General features: G+C 73.0%; 27 protein-coding genes. 8 read left to right on the plus strand and 19 right to left on the minus strand.

The window, feature by feature from the left end:
- Positions 1-13: 13 nt before the first annotated feature.
- A complete protein-coding gene (locus ACZ5UI_RS24325; RefSeq protein ID WP_464191991.1) occupies positions 14-625 on the minus strand; it encodes a TetR/AcrR family transcriptional regulator in 612 nt (203 codons plus the stop codon).
- 86 nt (positions 626-711) lie between these two features.
- Between ACZ5UI_RS24325 and ACZ5UI_RS24330 the strand changes: the two genes are divergently transcribed.
- A complete protein-coding gene (locus ACZ5UI_RS24330) occupies positions 712-1,614 on the plus strand; it encodes an oxidoreductase (RefSeq protein ID WP_464191993.1) in 903 nt (300 codons plus the stop codon).
- Here ACZ5UI_RS24330 and ACZ5UI_RS24335 read toward each other — a convergent pair.
- Complete coding sequence (locus ACZ5UI_RS24335) at positions 1,611-2,825, minus strand: metallopeptidase domain-containing protein (protein WP_464191996.1); 1,215 nt, start codon at positions 2,823-2,825, stop codon at positions 1,611-1,613. The genes ACZ5UI_RS24330 and ACZ5UI_RS24335 overlap by 4 nt on opposite strands.
- 58 nt (positions 2,826-2,883) lie before the next feature.
- Between ACZ5UI_RS24335 and ACZ5UI_RS24340 the strand changes: the two genes are divergently transcribed.
- Entirely contained in the window at positions 2,884-3,654 is a 771-nt protein-coding gene (locus ACZ5UI_RS24340; RefSeq protein WP_464191998.1) for a VOC family protein, read from the plus strand.
- 1 nt (position 3,655) lies between these two features.
- Here ACZ5UI_RS24340 and ACZ5UI_RS24345 read toward each other — a convergent pair whose 3' ends face one another.
- Entirely contained in the window at positions 3,656-4,852 is a 1,197-nt protein-coding gene (locus ACZ5UI_RS24345) for an esterase/lipase family protein (protein WP_464192000.1), read from the minus strand.
- Positions 4,853-4,924: 72 nt separating this feature from the next.
- On the opposite strand from ACZ5UI_RS24345, the gene ACZ5UI_RS24350 reads away from it, so the two are divergent.
- From ACZ5UI_RS24350 to ACZ5UI_RS24375, 6 genes are read left to right on the plus strand one after another with little or no spacing between them, the layout of a single operon-like run.
- Positions 4,925-7,114, plus strand: a complete 2,190-nt coding sequence (locus ACZ5UI_RS24350) for a diguanylate cyclase domain-containing protein (protein ID WP_464192002.1) — start codon at positions 4,925-4,927, stop codon at positions 7,112-7,114.
- A 37-nt stretch (positions 7,115-7,151) separates the two neighbouring features.
- Positions 7,152-7,970 (plus strand): serine protease, encoded by an 819-nt coding sequence (locus ACZ5UI_RS24355; RefSeq protein ID WP_464192004.1) that lies wholly within the window; start codon positions 7,152-7,154, stop codon positions 7,968-7,970.
- A gap of 51 nt (positions 7,971-8,021) precedes the next feature.
- Positions 8,022-9,401, plus strand: coding sequence for a pyridoxal phosphate-dependent decarboxylase family protein (locus ACZ5UI_RS24360; RefSeq protein ID WP_464192006.1), 1,380 nt, complete (start codon positions 8,022-8,024; stop codon positions 9,399-9,401).
- A complete protein-coding gene (locus ACZ5UI_RS24365) occupies positions 9,398-10,810 on the plus strand; it encodes an acyl-CoA synthetase (RefSeq protein WP_464192008.1) in 1,413 nt (470 codons plus the stop codon). Before ACZ5UI_RS24360 ends, ACZ5UI_RS24365 begins: the two co-directional genes overlap by 4 nt.
- A gap of 5 nt (positions 10,811-10,815) precedes the next feature.
- Complete coding sequence (locus ACZ5UI_RS24370) at positions 10,816-11,172, plus strand: hypothetical protein (RefSeq protein WP_464192010.1); 357 nt, start codon at positions 10,816-10,818, stop codon at positions 11,170-11,172.
- Positions 11,169-11,909, plus strand: coding sequence for a 3-keto-5-aminohexanoate cleavage protein (locus ACZ5UI_RS24375; RefSeq protein WP_464192013.1), 741 nt, complete (start codon positions 11,169-11,171; stop codon positions 11,907-11,909). Before ACZ5UI_RS24370 ends, ACZ5UI_RS24375 begins: the two co-directional genes overlap by 4 nt.
- A gap of 328 nt (positions 11,910-12,237) precedes the next feature.
- Here the strand turns inward: ACZ5UI_RS24375 and ACZ5UI_RS24380 are convergent, their stop codons facing one another.
- The 16 genes from ACZ5UI_RS24380 to ACZ5UI_RS24455 all read right to left on the minus strand — a co-directional run bounded on the left by ACZ5UI_RS24380 (position 12,238) and on the right by ACZ5UI_RS24455 (position 25,216).
- Positions 12,238-12,549, minus strand: a complete 312-nt coding sequence (locus ACZ5UI_RS24380) for a DUF2149 domain-containing protein (protein ID WP_464192015.1) — start codon at positions 12,547-12,549, stop codon at positions 12,238-12,240.
- A complete protein-coding gene (locus tag ACZ5UI_RS24385) occupies positions 12,546-13,208 on the minus strand; it encodes a MotA/TolQ/ExbB proton channel family protein (protein WP_464192017.1) in 663 nt (220 codons plus the stop codon). The genes ACZ5UI_RS24380 and ACZ5UI_RS24385 overlap by 4 nt, the downstream gene beginning before the upstream one ends.
- A 28-nt stretch (positions 13,209-13,236) precedes the next feature.
- Positions 13,237-13,542, minus strand: a complete 306-nt coding sequence (locus ACZ5UI_RS24390; RefSeq protein ID WP_464192020.1) for an antibiotic biosynthesis monooxygenase family protein — start codon at positions 13,540-13,542, stop codon at positions 13,237-13,239.
- Between the two features lie 7 nt (positions 13,543-13,549).
- Entirely contained in the window at positions 13,550-14,320 is a 771-nt protein-coding gene (gene pcaD / locus ACZ5UI_RS24395) for a 3-oxoadipate enol-lactonase (protein ID WP_464192022.1), read from the minus strand.
- Entirely contained in the window at positions 14,317-15,657 is a 1,341-nt protein-coding gene (gene pcaB / locus ACZ5UI_RS24400; protein WP_464192025.1) for a 3-carboxy-cis,cis-muconate cycloisomerase, read from the minus strand. Before pcaB ends, pcaD begins: the two co-directional genes overlap by 4 nt.
- Positions 15,654-16,835: a 4-hydroxybenzoate 3-monooxygenase gene (locus ACZ5UI_RS24405; protein ID WP_464192027.1), complete on the minus strand. Its 1,182-nt coding sequence runs from the start codon at positions 16,833-16,835 to the stop codon at positions 15,654-15,656. The genes pcaB and ACZ5UI_RS24405 overlap by 4 nt, the downstream gene beginning before the upstream one ends.
- Positions 16,832-17,578 carry an IclR family transcriptional regulator domain-containing protein gene (locus tag ACZ5UI_RS24410; protein ID WP_464192029.1) on the minus strand — a complete coding sequence of 249 codons (747 nt, stop codon included), beginning with the start codon at positions 17,576-17,578 and terminating at the stop codon, positions 16,832-16,834. The genes ACZ5UI_RS24405 and ACZ5UI_RS24410 overlap by 4 nt, the downstream gene beginning before the upstream one ends.
- Positions 17,575-17,943: a 4-carboxymuconolactone decarboxylase gene (pcaC, locus tag ACZ5UI_RS24415; RefSeq protein ID WP_464197874.1), complete on the minus strand. Its 369-nt coding sequence runs from the start codon at positions 17,941-17,943 to the stop codon at positions 17,575-17,577. Before pcaC ends, ACZ5UI_RS24410 begins: the two co-directional genes overlap by 4 nt.
- Before the next feature lie 22 nt (positions 17,944-17,965).
- A complete protein-coding gene (gene pcaG, locus ACZ5UI_RS24420) occupies positions 17,966-18,592 on the minus strand; it encodes a protocatechuate 3,4-dioxygenase subunit alpha (protein WP_464192031.1) in 627 nt (208 codons plus the stop codon).
- A complete protein-coding gene (gene pcaH / locus ACZ5UI_RS24425) occupies positions 18,589-19,311 on the minus strand; it encodes a protocatechuate 3,4-dioxygenase subunit beta (protein WP_464192033.1) in 723 nt (240 codons plus the stop codon). The genes pcaG and pcaH overlap by 4 nt, the downstream gene beginning before the upstream one ends.
- 19 nt (positions 19,312-19,330) lie before the next feature.
- Positions 19,331-20,506, minus strand: coding sequence for a thiolase family protein (locus tag ACZ5UI_RS24430; protein WP_464192035.1), 1,176 nt, complete (start codon positions 20,504-20,506; stop codon positions 19,331-19,333).
- The gene (locus tag ACZ5UI_RS24435) at positions 20,506-21,255 is read right to left on the minus strand and encodes a CoA-transferase subunit beta (protein WP_464192037.1); all 750 of its coding nucleotides are present in this window, start codon (positions 21,253-21,255) and stop codon (positions 20,506-20,508) included. The genes ACZ5UI_RS24430 and ACZ5UI_RS24435 overlap by 1 nt, the downstream gene beginning before the upstream one ends.
- Entirely contained in the window at positions 21,248-22,057 is an 810-nt protein-coding gene (locus tag ACZ5UI_RS24440; protein WP_464192039.1) for a CoA transferase subunit A, read from the minus strand. The genes ACZ5UI_RS24435 and ACZ5UI_RS24440 overlap by 8 nt, the downstream gene beginning before the upstream one ends.
- 39 nt (positions 22,058-22,096) lie before the next feature.
- Positions 22,097-22,981: a TerC family protein gene (locus ACZ5UI_RS24445; protein WP_464192041.1), complete on the minus strand. Its 885-nt coding sequence runs from the start codon at positions 22,979-22,981 to the stop codon at positions 22,097-22,099.
- 146 nt (positions 22,982-23,127) lie between these two features.
- Positions 23,128-24,069 (minus strand): ribosome small subunit-dependent GTPase A, encoded by a 942-nt coding sequence (rsgA, locus tag ACZ5UI_RS24450; RefSeq protein WP_464192043.1) that lies wholly within the window; start codon positions 24,067-24,069, stop codon positions 23,128-23,130.
- A 211-nt stretch (positions 24,070-24,280) separates the two neighbouring features.
- Positions 24,281-25,216, minus strand: a complete 936-nt coding sequence (locus ACZ5UI_RS24455; protein ID WP_464192046.1) for a S1C family serine protease — start codon at positions 25,214-25,216, stop codon at positions 24,281-24,283.
- Positions 25,217-25,287 lie beyond the last annotated feature (71 nt).

Raw genomic sequence — 25,287 nt, forward strand, 5'->3', positions numbered from 1 at the left:
GCGCGACGCTGGCTCAGCGGGGTCGCAGCCCGAGGATGGTCCGGCGAACCGCCTCGTCCACCAGCTCGTCCAGCGGGAAGTCGTGCAGCATCCCCGTGCTGGCCATCGACGCGATCCCGTGGATCGTGGCCCACGTGGAGACCGCCGTGCGCATGACGTCGCCGGGCACGATCTCGCCGGCGGCCTGGCCGGCGGCGATCAGCTCGAGCGGGGCGCTGAGCGCGGCGTCGGCCACCGTGCGCAGCTGCTCGCCCAGCTCGGTGTCGCGGCTGGCCTGCTTGGCGGTGAACATCAGGTCCAGCAGGGCCGGATGCTCGGTGGCGAAGGCGACGTAGGCCTGCGCGAGGGCCAGCAGCTGCTCGTCGAAGGCCGCCGGCGCGTCGGACCGGGCGGCCTCCAGCGCGGCGCCGAGCTGCTCGTAGCCGGTCAGCGCCAGCGCGTCGAGCAGGGCCTGCTTGTCGGCGAAGTGGCGGCCGGGAGCGGCGTGGCTGACGCCCAGCTCACGCGCCAGCCCGCGCAGCGACAGCGCCGTGACGCCGCCCGCCTCGAGCGCCTGTTGGGCCGCGTCGAGCAGCTCGGCGCGCAGGTTGCCGTGGTGGTAAGGGCGGGACGGGGCGACGGACATCGGCGGTGCACAGCCTAACGGCGTATGTGGACGGCGACAGCATTGTTGTCATTGACAGCTTTGTTGGCAGTGTCTACACTGGCGCCATGCCCAGTCAGAAGTGGACCCCCGAGCAGATGCCCAGGCTGGACGGCCGCACCGTCGTCGTCACCGGCGCCAACAGCGGCATCGGCCTGACCGCGGCCCGCCAACTGGCCGCCCACGGCGCCCGCGTGGTGCTCGCGGTGCGCGACCTGGCCCGCGGTGAGCGCGCCGCCGCGACCATCTCCGGCGAGTCGGAGGTGCGGCTGCTGGACCTGGCCGACCTGTCCTCCGTACGCGCCTTCGCCGACGCCTGGACCGGTGACCTCGACCTGCTGATCAACAACGCGGGCGTGATGGCCATCCCGGAGCGGCGCACGAAGGAGGGCTTCGAGATGCAGATCGGCACCAACCACCTCGGCCACTTCGCGCTGACCAACCTCCTGCTGGAGCACGTCACCGGCCGGGTGGTGACCGTCGCCTCCGACGCGCACCGCGTCGGCAAGATCGACCTCGACGACCTCAACTGGGAGTCGCGCTCCTACAGCCCCTGGCGGGCCTACGGGCAGTCCAAGCTGGCCAACCTGCTGTTCACGCGCGAGCTGCAGCGGCGGCTGACCGAGGCCGGCTCGCCCGTGCTCGCGGTCGCGGCGCACCCCGGCTACGCCAGCACCAACCTGCAGAGCGGCACCGCCAGCCGGTTCTTCGAGGCGCTGGCCGTGGTCGGCAACAAGCTGCTGGCCCAGTCCGACGAGCAGGGCGCCTGGCCGACCGAGTACGCGGCCACCGCCGACGTCGGACCGGCGGCCTACATCGGGCCCGACGGCTTCCGCGAGATGCGCGGCCATCCGGGCCCGGCCTCGAGCACGCCGCTCTCCCAGGACGCCGAGCTCGGTGGCCGGCTGTGGGACCTGTCGGAGCGGCTCACCGGCGTGTCCTTCCCGCCGCTGGTCGCCGCCACCCGTTAGCCGCTCTTGGACAGCGGAGCCTGGCCGCCGCCGTCGCACACCAGCGGCGCGTACAGGCAGGCCACGGGCTTGAGCGCGAACGACGCGCGCCCGCCGTCGACCTTGACGGTGAAGCGATCGCCGGTGCGGGCGGTCACGGAGACGGTGACGCCCGCGACGTCGACGTCCTCGCCGACGCTGACCAGGCTGGCCAGGCTGTCGGGCTGGTTGGGGGCGGTGGACTCGCGCACGAACTCGCCCCAGCAGCCGGCCACGTCGGCGTCGAGATCGCAGGCCGCCGGGCGCTGGTCGATCGCGTGGACGACGATGCCCTCGCCCGGCACCGGGTCGAAGCGGCTGCGCACGCGCGCCTCGAGCGTCAGGAACGCACGCGGGTCCGCGGTCGGGACGATCACCGCCTGCAGCCCGTTGGCGCCGATCGGACCGACCGAGTAGGCCTTGGAGGTTCCGTCGTCGATGGCGATCGCGTCGGCCGGCACCCAGCCGGCGGCGATGCGGTTGAACACCTGGGTCGCCTTGGGGATGAACGTGCCGTCCTCGGGCTTGGTCCAGTCGCCGGTGCCCCACAGGCGCTCGTAGCCCATCACGTCGAACGGGTCGTCGTACTCCACGCCGGCGCGCTGTTCGTCGTAGATCACGTACAGACGGCCGGTGAAGGAGTGGGGCCAGTTGAGCGCGTGGCCGAGCTCATGCACGACGGTCGAGATGTGCGGGTCGTCGCCCAGCAGCAGCTTGGGGCGGAGGTAGGCGATGCGCTTGTTGCCCGGGAGTACGGTCGGCTGCCCGGCGCAGGGGGTCAGGCTGGTCTGGTCGGCGACGCACTCGTCGCCGCCGGCCGAGATGTGCTCCGTCTGCAGAACGACAGCTCCCTCGCTGCCCGCGCTGCGGCGCCCGGCCTCGTCGGCGCACTCCCCGGCCTTGTCGGCCTCCAGGCGCCCGCGGGCGCGGAAGTCCTGGCGGTAGCGGCCGTCGGACAGCCACGTGTAGAACGGCACGACCTTGGCGTCGAGGACGTCGACGGCATCGGCGGCGCGCACGTCGTCGTCGACGTCGCCGCACGCCCACACGTCCCAGTGGTCGGTGCCCGACGCATGGATGCGCAGCGCGTTGCCGGCCAGCACCTGGGGCGCGTCGGCCGAGGCGACTGCGGGGAGCGCGCTGGCCAGCGTGAGGATGGCGATCAGCAGCGTGAGCGCCGTCCGTGGCCGCATCGAGCGCCTCAACCTAGTGATCTGGCGGAGACGTTGCACATGCAACTACAATCGGAGCATGCACCTCGGACCCGTTCATCTCATCGTCTCCGACCTCGACCGGTCCGTCGCCTTCTACCAGGACGCCATCGGGCTGCAGGTCCACGACCTGACCGACCACGAGGCCGCGCTGGGGACCGGCGGCGGCGAGCCGCTGCTCGTGCTCGCGGGCGAGCCGGGCGCCGCGCCCGCCGGCCGCCACGCCGGGCTCTACCACGTGGCGCTGCTGTACCCCAGCCGCGACGAGCTGGCCCGCGCGCTACAGCGCCTGGCCGTCACCCGCACGCCGATCGAGGGCGCGTCCGATCACGGCGTCAGCGAGGCGATCTACCTGTCCGATCCCGACGGCAACGGGCTCGAGCTGTACCGCGACCGGCCGCGCGATCAGTGGCCGCCCCCGGAGCACCCGGGCGAGAAGGTCGGCATGTTCACCCGCGCGCTCGACCTGCAGGCGCTCTACGACACCGTCGCCCAGGACCCGCCGCGCCGGCACGCGGCGCCCGGGATGACCGTCGGCCACGTCCACCTGCACGTCAACGACCTCGGCGCCGCCGTCGACTTCTACACCCGCGAGCTCGGGCTCGACGTGATGACGATGTACGGCGACCAGGCCGCGTTTTTGTCCTGGGACGGCTACCACCACCACGTCGGCCTGAACACGTGGCGCGGCGTGGGCATCCCCGGCGTCCCGGCCGCGGGCGTCGTCGGCTTGCGCCACTTCACCGCGGTGGGCGGCGAGCAGCGCACGCTCGCCGATCCGGCCGGCAACGCGATCCGCGTCGCCGCCTGACTCAGGCCAGCCAGCGCAGCAGCAGCGCCTCGACGCGCGCGTCGTTGAGCAGCGCCAGGTGGTCGATGCCGCCGATGTGCTGGACCGCGTCGTCGGCGTAGCCGGTGGTGCGCCCGCCCCGGCCCAGGCCGTGGGCGCTGGGCTTGAGCACGAGCGCGTCGCCGAGCACGCGGGCCACCGGATGGCGGTCGCTCTCGGTCAGCGTCGCGGCCACGGCGAAGTGGCGGGCGCCGTCGTGCAGCGGGACGTCCACCCGGCGATCGTCCAGCAGCGCGTCGGGATCGGCGCCGTCCCAGTCCTCGTCGAGGATCGCGCCGAAGCGCAGGTCCTTGATGCCCGCGCTGCGCGACTCGAGCACGGTGGCCAGCGGCGTCGACTCGGGGACCCGGCGCAACAGCCAGCCGGCGACGTTGGTCGCCTGCTCCAGCGGGGCGCCGTGGTGCGGCGTGCCCAGCGTGACCGTGACGCCCAGCGGCGTGATCCACGCGTCGCCGCGGCCGGCGCCCACGTGACAGGCCGAGCGGCCGATCAAGCCGCCCATCGAGTGGCCGACCAGGTCGATGCGCTGCACGGGCACCGGCCAGGCGGCGACCAGCTGCTCGAGGAGGTCGGCCAGGCGGCGGCCGTTGTCGGAGATGTGCAGGCCGGTGTTGGCCCGCACGAACACGGCGCTGGTGCCGAGCTCGTCGCGCAGGCGCGTGGCGTAGGTGCCGCCCCGGGCCGCCGCGCGCAGCCGCCAGGCGTCCTCGCTCTCGCCCAGGCCGTGGGTGAAGACGACGATCCGCGCTGAGGCGTCCGGGTAGGCGTCGGCGATCGTCGCGGGGTCCAGCGGCAGGTCGCGGCCGTCGACGCGCACGGCCAGCTCGATGGCCAGCGCGCTGTCCTCGGTGGCCAGCTTGTCACCCAGCCACCCGTTCAGCGCGGCCTGCACCGCGGCCCCGCGGGGCGTCGCGCTGAGGCGACGATCGGGCAGCGTGGCCGCGGCGGCCTGACCGGCCAGGCGTCCAGCGCCGCGCACGCCCGCGTAGACCGCCCCGGCGACCGTGTCGTGCACGGCGCGCGCGGGCGCGGAGCCGGGCGAGCGGAACGAGCGGTCGGCGATCGCCCGGTGGATCTCCTCGATGCGGCTGGTGGTGGCGGTGAAGCCGTCGGCCGCGAGCGTGACCAGGGCGCCGGCCTCGGACGTGGAAGCGCTCATGTGCTTCTCCTACCCCGGAAGCCGCAGTCGTTTCTCAAGCCGGGCAGGTGAGACGCCGATGAACCACCAGAGATGGACGTACTCGGCGACCTGGTTCTGCACGAGGCGGCGCTGGCTGCCGCCACCAACGGCATCGTGATCTGCGACGCCGACGCCGACTACCCGATCCGCTACGTCAACGCGGGCTTCGAGCGCATCACCGGCTACGGCGCCGACGCGGTGGTCGGGCGCAACTGCCGCGTCCTGCAGGGCCCGGGAACCGATCCGGCGGCGATCGCGGAGCTCGCGACGGCGCTGCGCGAGGCACGCCCGACGACCGTCACGCTGCTCAACTACCGCGCCGACGGCCGGCCGTTCTGGAACGAGATCACGCTCTCGCCGGTCCGCAACGCCGATCGCGTGACCCACGTCATCGGCGTGCAGACCGACGTCACCGAGCGTCGGCTGGCCGAGGAGCAAGTGCGCTTCCTGGCCTACCACGACACGCTCACCGGCCTGGCCAACCGCGCGCGGCTGCAGGATCGCCTGGCCGAGCTGCTCTCCCGCGCCCACGCCTCCGGCAGTGAGCTGGCCCTGCTGTTCCTCGATCTGGACGGCTTCAAGCAGGTCAACGACCGGTTCGGTCACGCCGCCGGCGACGAGCTCCTGCGCCAGGCCACCGAACGCCTCTCGTCCGTCGTGCGCCCGACCGACCTGCTGGCCCGCCAGGGCGGCGACGAGTTCCTGCTCGTGCTCGGCGAGGTGGCCAGCGGCGCCGCCATCCGCGGGGCGGAGGTGGCCGCGCGCCTGGCCGATGCGCTGCGTGGTGGCTTCCTGCTGGCCGGTGAGACGGTCCACGTGACCGCGTCGATCGGCATCAGCGCCTTCCCCGGCGACGCCAACGACGCGCGCACGCTGCTCCAGCACGCCGACAGCGCGATGTACGCGGCCAAGGCGGCCGGCGGCGCCACCTTCCGCCTGCACGGCACCGAGTCCCCCTCCTTCGCGCCGGCCGCCGCCGTCGATCCCGTGGCGCCCGACCTCGAGGCCGACGCCGCCGACGCCGCCGAGCTCGATCGGATCCTGGCCGGCGGGCTGATCGTGCCGCGCTTCCAGCCGATCGTCGATCTCGAGGACCGCTCGGTCGCGGCCTACGAGGCGTTGGCCCGCGGCCCCGAGGGCTCGCCCTTGCAGTTCCCCGATCGGCTGTTCGCGGTCGCGGCGCGCACCGGCCGCACGGCCGAGCTCGACGCCGCCTGTCGGCGCGCGGCCATCGCCCAGGGCATCGCCGGCGGCGTGCGCGCGCCGCTGCGGCTGTTCGTCAACGTCGAACCCAGCTCGCTGACCACGCTCGACGGCCCGGTCGACGGCCCGGTCGACGACGGCCACGCGCTCGTCATCGAGCTGACCGAGCGCGCGCTGGTCGACCGCCCCGCCGACGTGATCGCGGCGGTCGCCGCGCTGCGCGACCAGGGCATCGCGATCGCGCTGGACGACGTCGGCACCGACCGGCGCTCGCTGGCCTTCATGCCCTTCGTCGCACCCGACGTGATCAAGCTCGACCTGCGCCTCGTGCAGAGCAACCCGACGGCGGAGATCGCGGCGATCGTGCACGCGGTCAACGCCGAGGCCGAGCGCTCCGGCGCGATCGTCCTGGCCGAGGGGATCGAGACCGAGGAGCACCTGCGCATCGCCCGCGCGCTGGGCGCCACGCACGGCCAGGGGTGGCTGTTCGGCCGCCCGGAGGCGCTGCCCGATCCCGTGCCCGTCCCGGCGCACCCGCTGCCCACCCGGGCGCCCCTGCCGCTCCCCGCGGCGGATGAGACGCCCTTCTCGATCGTCGCCGGCGCCCGCGAGACGCGCCGCGGTCCCAAGCGGCTGCTGCTGGCCATCTCCAAGCACCTGGAGGCCCAGGCGATGGCCCACGGCGAGGCCGCGGTCGTGCTGTCGACCTTCCAGGAGGCGCGCCACCTGACCGACGCCAGCCGCAGCCGCTACCGGCGCCTGGCCCAGTCGGCCGCCTTCGTCGGCGCGCTCGGTGTCGGCCTCAGCCCCGAGCCGGTGCCCGGTGTGCGCGGGGCGGACCTCGACAGCGCCGAGCCGCTGCGCGGCGAGTGGAACGTGGTCGTGGTCACGCCGCACTTCGCGGCGGCGTTCGTCGGGCGCGACCTGGGCGACGACGGCGCCGACATGGAGCGCCGGTTCGACTTCTGCCTGACCTACGACCGCGCGCTGGCCGTGCGCGCGGCCGCGGCGCTGATGCGCCGCATCGCTCCGCGCTGAGCGCAAGTTCTGCGCCGGGCGCGCGTTCCAAGCGGACATGAAGCTCTCCACCAGGGTCGCTGTCCTCGCCACCGCCGGAGTCGCCGCGCTTGCCGCCGCCGGTCCGGCCATGGCCTGGGCGCCCGCCGACACCGCGCCGATCCATCCAGGCGTGCAGACGGTCACGGACGGCAGCGGTCAGTGCACCGCCAACTTCATCTTCCAGGACGGAACGAACACCTACATCGGTCAGGCGGCGCACTGCTCGTCGACCGGTGAGGCCACCGAGACCGACGGCTGCACCTCGCAGTCGCTCCCGCTCGGCACGAAGGTCGAGATCGGCGGTGCCACCAAGCCGGGCACCATGGTCTACAACTCGTGGCTGGCCATGCAGGCCAGCGGGGAGACCGATCCCGACACGTGCGCCTACAACGATCTCGCGCTCGTGAAGATCGATCCGGCCGACGTCGATCTGGTCAACCCCTCGATCCCGAACTTCGGTGGCCCGGTCGGCATCAACACGTCGGGCACCGCGGCCGGCGACAAGGTCTTCTCCTACGGCAACTCGTCGCTGCGCCAGGGCATCACGCTGCTCAGCCCGAAGGAGGGCTTCAGCCTCGGTGACGACGCCAACGGCTGGACCCACACCGTCTACACCCTGACCCCCGGCATCCCCGGTGACTCCGGCTCGGCGTTCCTGGACGCCGACGGCAACGCGCTCGGCGTGCTGTCGACGGTGGCGATCGCGCCGCTGGCCGCCTCCAACGGCGTCGGCGACGTGGCCAAGGAGATCGCCTGGGCCAACAGCAAGGGCGGTCAGTCGATCAGCCTCGTGAAGGGTACCGAGCCCTTCGCCGGCGGGACCCTGCCGATCTAGGACCTCCAGCGGAGCATGCTCCCCGGCGGGACCTGAAATAGGGTCTCGCCGGTGGAGCGTGAGCCGTTGTCCCTGGCGCCCGGCGAGTTCCGTCGCCTGGCGCACACGGTGGCCGACCTGGTCGCCGATCACCTCGAGGGCATTCGCGACCTGCCGCCGCTGCGGCCCGGGTCGCGTGAGGCCCTCGACGCCGTTCTGCGCGAGCCGCCGCCCGAGCAGCCGGGCGACGTCGACGCCGCGCTGACCACGGCGACCGACGTCGTCCTGGCCCACATGCAGCTGACCCAGCACCCGCGGTACTTCGCGCGCGTGCCGGGACCGTCCAGCCCGATCGGGCCGCTGGCCGACGCGCTGGCCTCCGGCTTCAACGCGATCGCCACCTCGTGGGCCGGCTCGGCGGGGCCCACCACGCTGGAGCTCGTCGTCACCGACTGGCTGGCGCAGCTGCTGGGGATGCCCGAGGAGACCGAGGGCGTGCTGCTGTCGGGCGGGTCGATGTCGAGCCTGACCGCGTTCGCGGCGGCGCGCCTGGCCCGCCTGGGCGGGCACGATCCGGAGGCCACCGTCTACTGCTCGGCGCAGACCCACGCGTCGCTGCCCCGGGCGCTGCGGGCGCTGGGGTTCGCGGAGGATCGCTTGCGGGTGCTGGACTGCGACGCGGCCTTTCGCTTGCCGGTGGCGTCGGTCGCGCGCGCGGTGGCCGAGGATCGCGCCGCCGGCCGGCGCCCGTTCCTGCTGATCGCCAACGCGGGCACGACGAACACCGGCGCGGTCGACGACCTCGAGGCCCTGGCCGACCTGGCCGCCGCCGAGGGACTGTGGCTGCACGTCGACGGGGCGTACGGCGCGCCCGGCGCTTTGGTGCCCCAGGGCGCGGCGCTGCTGGCCGGGATGGGGCGAGCCGACTCGCTCGTCGTCGACCCGCACAAGTGGCTGTTCACGCCCTACGAGTGCGGCGTGCTGCTGGTGCGCGAGCCGGGGCTGCTGGCGCAGGCGTTCGCGATGTCGCCCGAGTACCTGGCCGACACCACCGGCCCGGAGCCGTCGCTGCGCGATCGCTCGCTGCAGCTCACCCGCACGTCGCGGGCGCTGAAGCTGTGGCTGACGATCAAGACGTTCGGCGTCGCGGAGATCCGCACGGCGATCGCCACCGGGATCGCGCTGGCCGAGCACGCCGAGGCGACGCTGCGGGCCACGCCGGGCTGGGAGATCGTCACCCCGGCACAGCTGGCCGTGGTCACGTTCGCGCCCGTGTCGGGCGACTGCGCGGCGCTGGCCGCCGCGCTGGTGGAGGACGGCTACGCGGTGCTCAGCTCGACGGTGCTCGACGGCCGCGGCGTGCTGCGGCTGTGCACGATCAACCCGCGCACGACCGAGGCGGAGATCGACGAGACGATCGCCCAGCTGGCCGCGATAGCGTCCGCTTCGTGATCCCGCGTCTGCTGGACCTGGCCTATCCCGAGGCGGTCGCTCTGCGCGTCGGGGCCCGGGAGCTGACCTGGCAGGAGCTGCACGGCGCGGCCACCGCGGTTGCCGATCACGTCGCCGGGACCGAGCGCGTGGCCGTGTGGGCGGTGCCGTCGGCCGAGACGGTGGTGGCGGTCGTGGGCGCGCTGCTGGCCGGCGTGCCGATCGTGCCGCTGAACCCCAAGGCCGGTGCGCGCGAGCTCGAGCACGTCCTGGCCGACAGCGATCCGGCGCTGGTGCTGACGACGCCGGGGGAGGGCACGGCGCCCGGGCGCCCGCGCATCGACGTCGACCTGCGCGCGATCGGCGGGGAGGTGCCCGCCGAGCCCGATCCCGAGACGCCCGCGTTCGTCGTCTACACCTCGGGCACCACCGGGCCGCCGAAGGGCGCCGTGCTGCCCCGCCGCGCCGTCACGACGAACCTCGACGCGCTGGGCGAGGCGTGGGCGTGGACGGAGGAGGACGTCGTCGTGCACGCGCTGCCGCTGTTCCACGTGCACGGGTTGATCGTCGGGATGATCGGCGCGCTGCGCCGGGGCGGGATCGGCTGGCAGCTCGGGCGCTTCGACCCGGCCGAGGTGGCCGACGCCTTCGAGCGCGACGCGACGATGCTCTTCGCCGTGCCCACGATGCATCGGCGGTTGGCCGACGCCGCGCAGGCCGATCCGCGCATCGCCGGCGCGTTGGGGCGCGCGCGGCTGCTGGTGTCGGGCTCGGCCGCGCTGCCCGCGCGCGAGCACGAGCGCATCGAGCGGCTGACGGGCCAGCTGGTGGTCGAGCGCTACGGCATGACCGAGACGCTGATGAACACGGCGGTGCGCGCCGACGGCGACCGGCGCCCGGGCGCGGTCGGGCCGCCGCTGGACGGCGTCGAGGTGCGTCTGCTCTCGGAGGCCGGCGACGAGAGCGGCATCGGCGAGATCCTCGTGCGCGGCCCCAACCTGTTTCTCGGCTACCTGAATCGTCCCGACGCGACCGCGGAGGCCGTCGACGCCGACGGCTGGTTCCACACCGGCGACCTGGCCACGCTCGACGACGACGGCTACGTGCGCATCGTCGGCCGCCGCGCCACCGACCTGATCAAGAGCGGCGGCTTCAAGATCGGCGCCGGCGAGATCGAGAACGCCCTGCTCGAACACGACGCCGTCGCCGAGGCCGCCGTCACCGGCGAGCCCGACGACGACCTCGGCGAGCGCGTCGTCGCCTGGCTGGTCGCCCGCGACGGCGTCGACCGTCCGACCGACGCCGACGTCGCCAACCACGTTGCCGGCCTGCTCACGCCGCACAAGCGCCCTCGCGTGGTCCGATGGGTAGCCGAGCTGCCCCGCAACGCGCTGGGGAAGGTGCAGAAGAAGGCGTTGCGGGAACCCTGATGGGCATGGCGACGAGATCGCCCCGCACACGACGATGGGTACGCGTTGAGAGCCGCCTGTTCGTTGCGCTCGCTTTCATTCCGTGGATCGTTGCGGCCCTTATCGCCGTCATCATCGTTGCGGGGGCGATCCTCCAGCCGAACGGAGCAGCTGAATGGGGCGTGACGCCTTTCCTGGTGGTCGCGCTCTTGGCGGCGCTCGTCGTGGAGTTCTGGGCGATGTGGTGGGCACGCGCCGATGCACGTGAGCGCGCACTGGTTGACCCGGCCCTGAAGAACTGGCCCGGTCGGCTTCTGTGGCAGCCCGGACTTGTCCCGATCTACTGGCTGACCGTCGTGCGTCGGGATCGGGGGGTTCGGTGACGTTGCTCCTGCAAGCCGCGCTCAACGGCGACCGCACCCGCAACGATCATCCAGCGGTCCCGGTCACCGCCGACGAGCTCGCCCGCGACGCCTCGGCCTGCGTGGCCGCCGGTGCGGGCGCGTTCCACATCCACCCGCGCGACGGCGAGGGCCGCGAGACGTTGGATCCGGCGGTCATCGATGCGGTTGTGCGGCAGGTGCGCGAGGCCGCGAATGGCGCACCCGTCGGCGTCTCGACCGCGGCATGGATCGAGCCTGACCTCGAGCGCCGCCTCGCGCTGATCAGCGCGTGGAGCGCGCCCATCTACGCCTCGGTCAACGTCTCCGAGGAGGGTTTCGACGAGGTCATGCGCGTTCTGCTGGAGAACGGCATCGGCATCGAGGCGGGCGTTTGGTCGGTCGAAGACGCCGAGCGCCTCGCCGCCTGCGGGCTGGCCGACCGCCTCACGCGCGTGCTCGTCGAGCCGGTCGATCCCGACCCCGTCGCGGCGCCGCTGCTGTACGAGTCGATTCACGCCGCGCTGGACCGCCACGGCATCACCGCGCCGCGTCTCCAGCACGCCGACGGCGAGGCGACCTGGCCCGTGCTCGAGGACGCGATTGTCTTCGGCTACGACACGCGCATCGGCTTCGAGGACACGCTCCTGCTGCCCGACGGCGAGCGCGCGACGAGCAACGCGCAGCTCGTCGCGGCTACCGCCCGCCTCGTCCCGGGGCAAGCGAACGACGGCGCCTGAGCGGCTCGCCACAGCTGGCGCGTTGCCGCTCTCAAGTTGCGTCGACGCTGGCCGACCACCTGGATAGGCCGCTCCGATTCGGGGCGGCTCTTCTCGTTGTCGGACGCGTCGGCGCGGGCGAACGACGGGCAGCGAAGGCGCGTGGGTCGTCCGCTCCGCGGTCCGCGCGGCGAAAGGGGGCGACGTGACCGACCTTAAGCTCGTATAGCGGGGTTAAAGTCGGTCACGTGCCGGTCCGAAAAGCGAACCGACCCGCGGCGTGCTCGGCGCGGCGGCTCCGGGCCGGCTGTCTTCGCCGCCCGCCGTTCGTTCGCGCAACGGCGACCGATTACGGCGACTTCGGCGCGACGTAGACGAGCCGCCCGTCGTCCAGGCGGTAGACCTTGCCGACCTCTTCGCCGCGGCCGATGACCTGCTCGCCGCCGGTCTGGGGGACGGTGCCGACCTGCTGGTCGGGGGAGACCTTGACCTGGTTGTCCGCGGCCGGCGTCACCGAGTCCGCGCCGAGCGAGTTGATCGCCACGAGCAGGAAGGCGAGCGCGAGCACGAGGCCGAGGTCGAACAGGTTGACCAGGCCGTCGAGCGGGTCGCCGGCCCGATCGTCGCGCAGGCGCGCCCGGGTGGAGACGCGCGACTTCACGTCGACTGCACCACCGGCATCGGCAGCGACTCGTGCGTCTGCTGGACGCTGGGCTGGTCGAACAGGACGGCGGCGACGAACTCCAGATCGGAGTGGTCCTGGGAGTACAGGCGGTCGCGCACCAGCGACAGGATGAAGGCGACCATGCCCACGAAGATCCCGATCACGGTCACGCCGAAGGCGACGCGCAGGCCGTCGGAGAGCTGCTTGACGTCGCCCTCGCCGAGCGCGGCGAGCGCGGGGGACAGCGGGATCAGCGTGCCCATCAGGCCGAGGCCCGGGCCGGCGCGCACGAGCAGGCGCGTGCGCTCCAGCCGCCGCAGCGAGCCGAAGTCGAAGTCGGCCAGGCGCTTGGCCACGCGGTCGTTGGCGTTCGGCTGGCCCCATTCGGCCACCATGTCGCGCATGCACTGCGCCATCGCGGCGTCGGTCGACACGCGCAGCAGCGGCACGCGCGCCTTGCCCTTGTCGCCCTTGAGCAGCTCGCGCTTGGCCTCCGACGCGGCCCGCTCCAGGCGGGGCAGATCGCGCCGGCGCCGGCGCAGCAGCTCGACGAGGAAGGCACCGGTCTCGAACACGACGGCCGCCAACGCGGCGAACGCGAGCACGAAGACCGGGTACTTGAGCGCGTTCGCGATGTCGAGGAGCAGATCCTCCACTGCGACCTCAGACTAGAGCGGGCGCGCCCTACGCGGGCTGCTCGACGTCGATGATCTCGTAGGTACGCAGCTCGGAGTGCCCGCCGAACGAGCGCTGGCCGTCCCCGCGGTGGGCCTGCTTGAACAGGTCGCTGCCGATCCAGTCCTTGAAGGCCTGCTCGGACTCCCATTCGGTCACGACCAGGTACTCCTGGTTGCGCAGCGGCTTCATGAGCTGGAAGCGGATGAAGCCGGGCGCGGCGCCCATGCGGCGCTCGCGGTTGAGGAAGGCCTGCTCGAACTCCTCGGCCTGCTCGGGCTCCGGCGTGACGCAGTTCATCGAGACGAAAGTCATGGCGCGGTTAGGCTACCCGAAGGTGGGCGAGGATCCGCTCGGTCACCTGGGGCGCCTGCTCGATGTTGGCCAGGTGCGCGGCGTGGGGGATGACCGTCATCCGCGCGCCCGGGATCCGCGCCGCGATGCGCGCACCGTGGTCGGACGGCGTCGACGGATCGTCGGCCCCGGCGATCACCAGCGTCGGCGCCACGATGCCGGCCAGCGCGTCGATCTGATCCATCGCGCCGATCGCCGCGCAGCACCCCGCGTAGCCCTCGGCGGGGGTGGCGGCGATCATCTCGCGCAGCTGGCCCACCCGCTGCGGATGCGCGGCCGCCCACGCCGGCGTGAACCAGCGCGCCACCACCGCATCGGCCACCGCGCCGGTGCCCTCGGCGCGCACCAGCGCCGCCCGGTCCACCCACTGCTGCGGGGGCCCGAGCTGGGCCGACGTGCAGCACAGCACGATCCGATCGACCCGGTCGGCGGCGTGCGTGGCCAGCCACATCGTGGTCATGCCGCCCAGCGAGACGCCGGCCACATGCGCCCGCGCGATGCCCAGCGCGTCCAGCAGCGCCAGCACGTCGCCGCCGATGTCATCCAGCGCGTACGGCCCGGGCGGAACCGGCGAGCGGCCGTGGCCGCGCAGGTCGAAGCGCACGACGCGGAAGCGCGCGGCGAGCGCGTCGATCTGCGGCTCCCACATGGCCAGGGTCGAGCCCAGCGAGTTGATCAGCACGAGGGCGGGCGCATCGGCCGGCCCCTCGACCACGTGGTGGACGTCGACGGCGGTCACGCGCCGGATTGAAGCGCACGGTGCGCTTCGAGCGCTCGGTCGACGAAGACGCCGGCGCTGCCCAGGTAGCCCTCGGGGTCCAGGAGCTCGGCCAGCTCGTCGGCCGGCACGTGCGCGCGCACCGCCTCGTCCTCGGCCAGCACCTCGCCGAACGGGCGGCCGAGCGTCCCGGCCTCCTGCGCGGCGCGCTCGATCGCCTCATGGGCCACGTCGCGGCCCAGCGTGCGGCCGAGCTCGGTCGACACGCGCTCGGCCAGCAGCAGCCCGCCGGTCGCGTCGAGGTTGGAGCGCATCCGCGCGCGATCGACCTCCAGGCCCTGCAGGCACTCGCGCAGCCAGGCCGCGGCGGCGCCCACGGCCACCAGCAGGTCGCACAGCGGCACCCACTCGGCGTGCCAGGCCCCGGCGGCGCGCTCGTGCTCGTGGTCCATCGAGCCCAGCAGCCCGCCGGCCAGCGCCGGGGCCCGCCGGGCGCAGGCCAGCGCGGCGATCGACGCCACCGGGTTCTGCTTGTGCGGCATGGTCGACGAGCCGCCGCCCGCGCTCTCGCGCACCTCGCCGACCTCGGTCTGGCTGAGCAGGATCACGTCGCGCGCCGGCTTGGCGATCGCGCCCGCGGCCTCGCCCAGAGCGCCGGCCAGCTCGCCGATCCGCGTGCGGTCGGTGTGCCAGGGCAGCACCGGTTCGGGCAGGCCGAGCAGGCGGGCCAGCGTCGCCACCACCGCCGGACCGTCGGCGCCCAGCGAGGCCAGCGTGCCCGCCGCGCCGCCGAGCTGGACGGCCAGGCGCGTCTCGCGCACGGCGGCGATCCGATCGGTCGCGGCGTCGAGCGCGATCATCCAGCCGGCCGCCTTCAGCCCGAACGTCGTCGGGACCGCCTGCTGCATCAGCGTGCGCGCGGCCATCGGCGTGCCGCGATGGTCGCGAGCCAGCGCCGCGGCAGCGTCGGAGGCCGCGCGCAGGTCGACCAGGATCAGGTCGAGCGCGACGCGCGAGACGAGCATCGCGGCCGTGTCGATCACGTCCTGCGACGTGGCGCCGCGATGCACGTGACCGCGCGCGCTGGAGGAGCCCACGGCCGCGGTCAGCGCCTTGACCAGCGGCTGGGCCGGGTTGCCGCCGCTGGTCGCCGCCACGCCGATCGACGCCGCATCGAAGTTCTCGGCGCGCGCGGCCGCGGCGATCGCCTCCGCCGCGCCGTGCGGGATCAGCCCCAGCTCGGCCTGCGCCCGGGCCAGGCCCGCCTCGAAGTCGAGCATCGCCTGCAGCCAGGCGCGTTCGCCGACGGCCTCCGCCACCGGTCCACGCGCGAGGACCCCGGCGAAGAGCTGATTCACGTGCGGGGCAGCCCCGCGTAGTTCTCGGCCAGCGACAGCGCGGCCGCGGGCGACGACGTCACGTACTTCAGCTGCGAGATCTGCAGGCGCTCCTCGAACGGATCGCGGCCCGGAGGCTGGTGCATCATCGACGTCATGAACCACGAGAAGTGCTGCACGCGCCAGACCTTACGCAGGCAGCGCTCGGTGTAGCCCTCCAGTCCGGACCGGTCGTCGCGGTCGTAGAACGCGACGAGCGCCTCGGACAGGTTCTGCACGTCGGCGATCGCCACGTTCATGCCCTTGGCGCCGGTGGGCGGGACGATGTGCGCGGCGTCACCGCACAGGAACAGGCGGCCGTACTGCATCGGCTCGACGACGAACGAGCGCATCGGCGTGATGCCCTTCTCGAAGATCTCGCCCTCGTTGAGGTGGAAGTCGTCGTCGGGGCCGGTCTCCAGCCGCGCGTGCAGCTCGGACCAGATGCGCTCGTCGGGCCACTGCTCGATGTCCTCGTCGGGCGTGACCTGCAGGTACAGGCGCGTGACCTGCGGGTTGCGCATCGAGTACAGCGCGAACCCGCGCGGCGTGTTGGCGTAGATCAGCTCCTCGTTGGCCGGCGCGGCGCGGGCCAGGATCCCCAGCCAGGCGAACGGGTAGACGCGCTCGAAGACGGTCAGCACGCCGTCGGGGATCGACGGGCGCGAGATGCCGTGGAAGCCGTCGCAGCCGGCGATGTAGTCGCAGACCAGCTCGTGGGCCGCGCCGTCCTGGGTGTAGGTGATCGACGGCGCATCGGAGTCCAGGCCGTGCAGCGCGACGTCGGAGCACTCGAAGTGCAGCGCGCCGCCGACCGCCAGGCGATGGTCGATCAGGTCCTTGACGACCTCCTGCTGGCCGTAGACGGTGATCGCCCGCCCGCACAGCGCCTGCATGTCGATCCGATGCCGCGCGCCCTCGAACAGCAGCTCGAAGCCCTCGTGCACGAGCCCCTCGCGCCGCAGCCGCGCGTCGACGCCGAGCTGGGCCATCGCCTCGACCGAGCCCTGCTCGAGCACCCCGGCGCGCACCCGCTGCTGGACGTACTCGCGGTCGCGGGCCTCGATGACGACGCAGTCGATCCCCGCCTGGCGCAGGAACTCGGCCAGGAACAGGCCGGCGGGCCCGGCGCCGACGATCCCCACTTGGGTGCGTGTCATGTTGCTCTCCGGTGGATGACGGGTGTGGCGGCGAGGTCGGCTTCGATGCGCGCCGCGGTCTCGCGCAGGGCGGGCAGCAGCTCCGACCGCATCGCCGCGACCGTGCGTCGGGCGGCGTGCGTGGACAGGTTCATGGCCGCGACGACGGTGCCGGCGCCGTCGCGGATCGGGACGGCGATCGAGCGCAGGCCCGCCTCGAGCTCTTGGTCGACGATCGCGTACCCGTCGCGGCGCGCGTCGTCGAGCTTGCGCTGCAGGACGGCGTCGCCGGTGTGGAAGTCGGTGGCCGCGAGCAGCACGCGACCCATCGACGTGCGGTGCGCGGGCAGACGGGTGCCGACGTGCAGCGAGACGGTCATGATCCGCGAGACCGGCACGCGCGCGACGTAGATGACGTCGCCCTCGTCGAGCACCGAGACCGACGAGGACTCACGCACCCGGGCGACCAGGCGCTCGATGTGCGGCTCGGCCACCTCGGGCAGCGACAGCGACGACAGGTAGCTGTGGCCGAGCTCGAGCACCCGCGGGGACAGCCAGAACATCCGCCCGTCGGTGTGCACGTAGTGCAGGTCGACCAGCGTCAGCAGGAAGCGACGCGCGGCCGCGCGCGTCAGGCCGGTGCGGCGCGCGACGTCGCTCAGCGTCATCTGCGGCTCCTCCGCCGAGAACGCCCGGATCACGGCGATGCCGCGCTCGAGCGACTGGACGAAGTGGTCGGGGCGGGCGGGGACGGCGTCGCTCACCGCTGCTGCGCCTCCGCGATGCCCAGCTCGCGCAGCGTCTCGTTGGCGATCTTGAACGCCGCGTTGGCGGCCGGGACGCCGGCGTACACCGCGGTGTGGAGGATCACCTCGCCGATCTCGTCGGGCGTCAGCCCGTTGGTGATCGCCGCGCGCACGTGCATGGCGATCTCGCCCTCGGCCCGGATCGCCGTCAGCGCGGTCAGCGTGATGATCGACCGGGTGCGCCGGTCCAGCCCGGGCCGCGACCACACGTCCCCCCACGCGGTGCGCGTGATGAAGTCCTGGAACAGCTCGGTGAAGTCGGTGGTTCCCGCCACCGCGCGCTCGACGTGGGCCTCGCCGAGCACCGCCCGGCGGACCTCCATCCCCTGTGCGCGGCGCTCGTCGTCAGAGCTCGAAGAAGGCAGTCTCACCAGCTCCCTGCAGGACGATGTCGAAGCGATAGCCGCGGTCGTCGACCGGCTCGGCGATGAGGGTCCCGCGCACGTCCTCGGGCAGCGACTGCAGCACCGGGTCGGCCGCGTTGGCCGCGGCCTCCTCGGCGAAGTAGATGCGCGTGTTGAGCTGGCGCAGCAGCCCGCGGGCCATGACGATCACCGAGATGTGCGGCGCCTGGTCGCGGTCGCCCTCGGCCGCCGGGATCGCGCCCGGCTTCAGCGTCCTGACCGCCCAGCGACCTTCGTTGTCGGTCCCGCAGCGGGCGAACCCGCTGAAGCCCTCGAACACCGTGGCGCCGCGCGGATCGTCGGGGTGGTTGAAGCGCCCGTTGGGATCGGCCTGCCAGATCTCGATCATCGCGTCGGGCACGGGCGCGCCGTTGCCGTCGTACACGTGGCCGAAGATCTCGATCGCGTCGCCGTGGTAGGGCTCGACCGCGTTGACGCCCTCGGGCCACGGCGTGGTCAGGCCGAAGGCGAAGTAGGGACCGACGGTCTGCGACGGCGTCGGGCCGGGCGTCGGCGCCAGCGTCGCGGGCGCGTACGGGCCGATCGGCTCCTGGTAGGGGTCGCTCATCCGTGCTCCTCCGCGGTCTCGATGTGGGTCGCGTCGGGCCCGCGCAGGACGATGTCCCATTTGTAGGCCAGCGCCCACTCGGGCACGGTCTCGTCGAGGTCGAACGTGCTGATCATGCGGTTGCGCGTGGGCTCGTCCAGGCCCGCGTCGAAGATCGGGTCCTGGAAGAACAGCGGGTCGCCGGGGAAGTACATCTGGGTGACCAGCCGCTGGGGCAGCGAGCGCCCGGTCAGCGAGAAGTGGATGTGCTGGGCGCGCCAGGCGTTGGGGTGGTTGCCCCACGGGTACGCGCCCGGCTTGATCGTGATGAAGCGGTAGCGGCCGTCGGCGTCGGTCAGCGCGCGGCCGACCCCGCTGAAGTTCGGGTCCAGCGGCGCCGGGTGCTGGTCGACGACGTGGTCGTAGCGCCCGGCCGCGTTGGCCTGCCAGAGCTCGACGAGCTGGCCCGGAAGCGGGCGGCCGCCGCTGTCCAGCAGGCGGCCGTGGACGATGATGCGCTCGCCGATCGGCTCACCGCGGCCGTGCACGGTCAGGTCGTGGTCGTGCTCGCCGACGCGGTCCTCGCCCAGCAGCGGGCCGGTCACCTCGCCGATGCCCTGGGGCAGGTGGAACAGCTTGCGCTTGGGGAAGCGGTACTGCGTCGAGCGGTAGCCGGGGAACGCCGACGGGTCGTCGCCCTGGGGGAGCGGCGCGTACGTCGGGAGCGGGCTCTGCGACATCTCTCCTCCTTGGTGAACGTCAGGCTTCCAACACGACGGCCAGCCCCTGGCCGACGCCGATGCAGATGGCCGCCAGGCCCCAGCCGCCGCCGCGCCGGCGCAGCTCGTGGGCCAGCGCGCCGAGGATGCGCACGCCCGAGCAGCCGAGCGGATGGCCGATGGCGATCGCGCCCCCGTTGGGGTTGACGATCGCGGGATCGAGCTCCTTCCAGTCGGCCAGGCAGGCCAGCGACTGGGAGGCGAACGCCTCGTTGAGCTCGACCACGGACAGGTCGTCCCAGCCGATGCCGGCCCGGGCCAGCGCCTTGTTGGCCGCCTCCACGGGGGCGATGCCGAAGACGTCGGGATCGACGCCGTGCACCGCGCGCGCGGCGATGCGGGCCATCGGCTCGCGGCCCAGCTTGCTCGCCGCCGCCTCGTCGCCGATGACCACGGCGCCGGCGCCGTCGTTCAGCGGCGACGCGTTGCCGGCGGTGACCGTGCCGTCCTGGCGAAAGGCGGGCTTCAGCTTGGCCAGCTTCTCCATCGAGCTGTCGGGGCGGATGCCCTCGTCGCGGGTCAGGTCGGTGCCGGGCACGGGGACCACGTGGTCGTCGTAGAACCCCGCCTCCCAGGCGGCGTGCGCGCGCTGATGGCTGGCCATCGCGAACGCGTCCTGCTGCTCGCGGGTGATCTCGTAGCGGTCGGCCAGGATCTCGGCCGACTCACCCAGCGGGATCGACCACTGGTCGGGCATGTTCGGGTTCACCATGCGCCAACCCAGCGTGGTCGAGTGCAGCGTCTCGTGGCCGGCCGGGAAGCCCTTGGCCGGCTTCAGCAGCACCCAGGGCGCGCGGCTCATCGACTCCACGCCGCCGACCAGCGTCAGCGAGGCGTCGCCCGCCTCGACCGCGCGGCTGGCGCCGATCGCCGCCTCCAGGCCGCTGCCGCACAGCCGGTTGAGCGTCACGCCCGGCACCGTCGTGGGCAGGCCGGCCAGCAGCACGGCCATGCGCGCGACGTCGCGGTTGTCCTCACCGGCCGCGTTGGCGTCGCCGAAGAAGACGTCGTCGATCAGCTCGGGATCGATCTGGTCGCGCTCGACGATCGTCTTGACCACGTGGGCGGCGAGGTCGTCGGGACGCACGCCCGACAGCGCGCCGCCGTAGCGGCCGATCGGGGTGCGGATCGCGTCGATGACGTAGGAGGTCGGCATCAGGCCTTCAGGGCTCGCAGGGTGTCCAGCTCCGCGGCGGTCGGGAGCGCCAGGGTGTCGACGTCGTCGGCGAAGCGCAGCGCCCAGCCGGTCGCCTCGACGGCCTGCTCGCGCGTGACGCCCTCGTGCAGCGCGGTCATCACGAACTCGTTGCTGCCGTCCTCGGCTTCGAGGACGCCGAGGTCGGTGATGATCTTCGTCGGGCCGCGGCCGCGCAGGCCGAGCTTCTCGCGGTAGCCCGGCGAGCCGTCGCCGTGGCCCACGCTGGTCACGAAGTCGACCTTCTCCACGAACGCGCGCGCCGACTGGCGCAGGATCACGATCACCTCGCCGCAGTTGGCGGCGATCTCGGGCGCTCCGCCGGCGCCGGGCAGGCGCACCTTCGGGTGCGCGTAGTCGCCGCCGACCACCGTCGTGTTGATGTTGCCGAACTTGTCGATCTGAGCGGCGCCGAGGAAGCCGACGTCGATGCGGCCCGGCTGCACCCAGTAGTTGAACATCTCGGGCACGGCGACCACCGCGTCGGCCGTCTCACCCAGGATGCCGTCGCCGATGCTCAGCGGCAGGCGGTCGGGCTTGGCCCCGATCGCGCCGGACTCGTACACGAGCACGAGGTTCGGCGCGTGGGTGCGCTGGGCCAGGTTGGCGGCCGCGCCGGGAGGACCGATGCCCACGAACGTCGTGGTGCCGTCGGTCAGCACGCGCGCCGCCGCGACGGTGAGCAGCTCGTCGGGGGCGAACTCAGGCATCGAGCACCTCGCGGTTGAGCCATTCCTGGAAGGACTCGCGGTCGCGCGAGACGGTGTCCCACGCGCGGTAGGCCGCGTTGTCGCGGTCGTAGTAGCCCTGCGCGTAGGACGGCACGGCTCCCTTGGGCACTTCGGCGATCGCGGTCACCACCCAGCTGGGCAGGACGACCTGGTTGGGCATCGGCTCGAGCTCGTCGACGATCTCCTCGACCGTGACCAGCGAGCGCTGCGCGCCCAGCACCGTCTCCTTCTGCACGCCGGTCAGGCCCCACATCTGCACGTTGCCCTTCCGGTCGGCCCGCTGCGCGTGGATGATCCCCACGTCGAGGCCGAGGTTGGGCACCGCGGTCAGCACCTCGCCGGTGAACGGGCAGGTGACCTGGCCGATGGTCTTCGTGTGCTTGGGCAGGTCGGTGCCCGTGTACCCGCGCATCACCGCGAAGGGCAGGCCGGCGGCGCTGGCCGCGTAGCGGTTGGCCATCCCCGCGTGCGAGTGCTCCTCGATCTCCAGCGGCGCGGGCCACTCGTGCTCGACCGCGTCGCGCAGGCGATGCAGCGAGCCGACGCCCGGGTTGCCGCCCCAGGAGAAGACGAGCTTGCGCGCGCAGCCGGCGCCGATCAGCTGGTCGTAGACGATGTCCGGGGTCATCCGCACCAGGGTCAGGTTGCGCCGACCCTGGCGGATGATCTCCTGGCCCGCGGCGACCGGGATCAGATGGGTGAAGCCCTCGAGCGCGATGGTGTCGCCGTCGTGGACGAGGGCGGCGATCGCCTCGGGGAGCGTGGTGAAGGTGGCAGTCATGGTGTGCGGATAGCGCACACGGTGCGCTGGGCGAACACCTTACGGGATCTCGGGCACCGCTGCCTGCCGGCGCTCGCGCAGCAGCGAGGCGACCACCCCGGTGCCCAGGATCAGCGCGATGACCGGCAGGCTGAACTCGGGCCCGACCTTCCCGACCAGCTCGCCCAGGACCATCTTCAGCCCGATGAACGCGAGCAGCACGGCCAGCGCGGTCTTCAGGTAGTACAGGCGCTCGACCAGGTCGGCGACCAGGAAGAACAGCGGTCGCAGGCCGAGCAGCGCGAACGCGTTGGCCGCGAAGACGATGAACGCGTCGTCGGTGATGGCCAGGATCGCCGGCACCGAGTCGATCGCGAAGATGATGTCGACGATCATGATCGCCACCAGGGCCCCCGCGAACGCGCTGGGCAGCTTGTTGCTCAGGCGCTGGACGAGCTTGTCCTCGCCCGCGTGGTCGTGGCGGTGGGCGAACAGCCGCCAGGCCGTCCACAGCAGCAGCGCGGCGAACAGGAAGCTGACCCAGCTGAACTGCTCCAGCACGGCCGCGCCGGCGAAGATGAACACGCCGCGCAGCAGCAGCGCGCCGACGATGCCGTAGGTCAGCAGCTTGTGGCGCTCGGTGACCGGCACCGCGAAGGCGGTCAGCACGAGCAGGTAGACGAACACGTTGTCCAGCGACAGGCTCTTCTCGACCAGGTAGCCGGCCAGGTAGGAGCCCGCGTCCTCGCGCTCGCCGAACAGCAGCAGGACACCACCGAAGGCCAGCGCGATGGCCACCCAGACGGCGCTGGCGATTCCGGCCTGGCGGGCGGTCATCTCGCCCCCGCGGCCGCGGACGACGAACAGGTCGATGGCCAGCAGGACGGCGATGGCGATGCCGAGGCCCAGCCAGGGCGCGGCAGACGAGGACAGCAGGTCGGACATGGAACGGCTCCTTCGCGGGTTGGGTCGGGCAACTCGCGAAGGTTTTGCCGCCACACGGGCTGCGGGCGCCGGGCCCGAAGGCCGTGTTGACGAACACCCGCCGTTGGGCTACTTCCCTTCGACGCCCGCAACGATAGGGCCGCGACCTAAGGCGAACCTTTGCTGCGCCGGGCGGCCTTCTGCTCGCGCCAGCGTGCGCGTCCGAGCGCCTCGCGGGCCCGGTTGGCCGCGCGGCGGTCGTCGACCCAGGCCTGCTCGCGCTCCAGCTTGCGCCGCGCCGCCAGCCGCTCGGGGTCGACCGCGCCGCGCACCGCGCAGCCGGGCTCGTCCTCGTGCTGGCAGTCGGCGAACCGGCAGGCGCCGGCCAGCGCATCGATCTCCGCGAACGCGCCGCCGGTGCCGTCCCACACGCCGGCCTCGCGGATGCCCGGCGTGTCGACCAGCAGCGCGCCGTTGGGCAGCGCGACGAGCTCGCGGGCCACGGTGGTGTGGCGCCCGCGTCCGTCGGACGCGCGCACCGCGCCGGTGGCCAGCCGCTCCTGGCCCAGCAGCGCGTTGGCCAGCGTCGACTTGCCCGCGCCCGACGGCCCGAGCAGCACCGTCGTGGTCCCGGGCGGCAGCAGCGAGCGCAGCACGCCGACGCCGTCGCCCTCGAGCGCGCTGACGGCGACGCCGTCGGCCAGGCCGAGCGATCGGGCCATGCGCATCGCGTCGGCCTCGGGTGCCGCGTCGGCCTTGGTCAGCACGAGCGCGGCGGCGACCCCGCCCGCGCCGGCCAGCGCGATCATCCGCTCAGCGCGGCGGGCGTTGGGGGAGGGCAGCGGTTCGACGACCAGCGCCAGGTCGACGTTGGCGGCCAGCACCTGGGCCTCGGTGCGCGCGCCGGCCGCGCGGCGGACGATCGTGCCGCGGCGCTCGAGCACCTCGGCGATCGCGCCGCCGTCGTCCAGCCGGACCCAGTCGCCGGTGACCGGCGGGGTCTCGCGCAGGCGCCCGCGCGCGGGCACGAGCAGGGAACCGGTGTCGGTGGCGACCAGCCAGCGGCCGCGATGCTGCGCGAGCACGCGCAGCGGAACATGGGGAGGCAAGGGGAGAGGTCCTTCACGAGATCACGAAACGGAACGGGCGCGGCAGGGCGGCGGACCGATCCGGTCCGGCGCCTGCGTCAGGCGGCCGTGGCGTGCGTGATGTGAAGGCGGTGCTGCATGAGCGATCGACGGTACCCGATCGCCCGGAGAACGCGCAAGGGCGCGAGCGGCCTCCCACGGTCCGCTCGCGCCCAAGATGCGGTGCTGGTGCTCAGCCGGAGCCGGGCAGCGCGTACTGCTGGCCGTAGGGGTCCGACGGGTCGGTGCCGAACGGATCCTGCGACTGATCCCCGTAGGGGTCCTGCGACTGCGACCCCTGCTGCTGCTGGAGCTGCTCGAGCAGCTGCTGGAGCTCCTCCTGGGTCATCCCGCCCGACGAGCCGCCTTGGCTGGGGTCGGTCGGGTCGATCTGCTGCTGCTGGCTGGGGTCGGTCGGGTCCACCTGCTGCTGGCTGGGATCGACCTGCTGGGTCGGATCCTGCGTGCTCTCGGTGCCCGTGCCGCCGCCGGCCTTCAGCTGCGGGATGATGCTCTTGACCGTCGTCACCGAGATCGCGAAGCCGACGCCGGTGCTGCCGCCCGACTGCGAGGCGATCTGGGCGTTGACGCCGATGACCTTGCCGTCGGTGTTCAGCAGCGGGCCGCCCGAGTTGCCGGGGTTGATGGCCGCGTCGGTCTGCAGCGCGCCGCTGATGCTGTGGCCGTTGGGCGACTGCAGCGTGCGGTTGAGCGACGAGACGATGCCCGAGGTCAACGTGGACTGCAGGCCGAACGGGCTGCCGATGGCGATCACCTCGTCGCCCACCTTCGCGTCGCTGGCGTCCGCCAGCTCGAGCGGATGCAGCGTGCCCGTCTGCGCCGTGTCGACCTTGAGCAGCGCCAGGTCGCTCGACGCGTCCGCGCCGATCAGCGTGGCCGGGACGGTCTTGTCGGTCTCGCCGATGCGGACCGTGTAGCTGGAGGCGTCGGCGACCACGTGCTCGTTGGTGACGATGTAGCCGTCATCGCTGATCACGAAGCCCGAGCCGGAGGCCGACTCGCCGGCCTGGACGTACACGACGCCGTTCTTGACCGAGTTGTAGAGCTCGGCCAGGTCCACGTTGGTGCTTGAGCTGCTGGACGACGAGGACGACGGCGTCTGCGCCACCTGGCGGGTGTTCTCGGTACTCGCCTTCCCTGAATCGTCGGAGCTCAGGACTCCACCGAAGACCACGGCGG

The organism is Conexibacter sp. JCM 18997 (assembly GCF_055391915.1).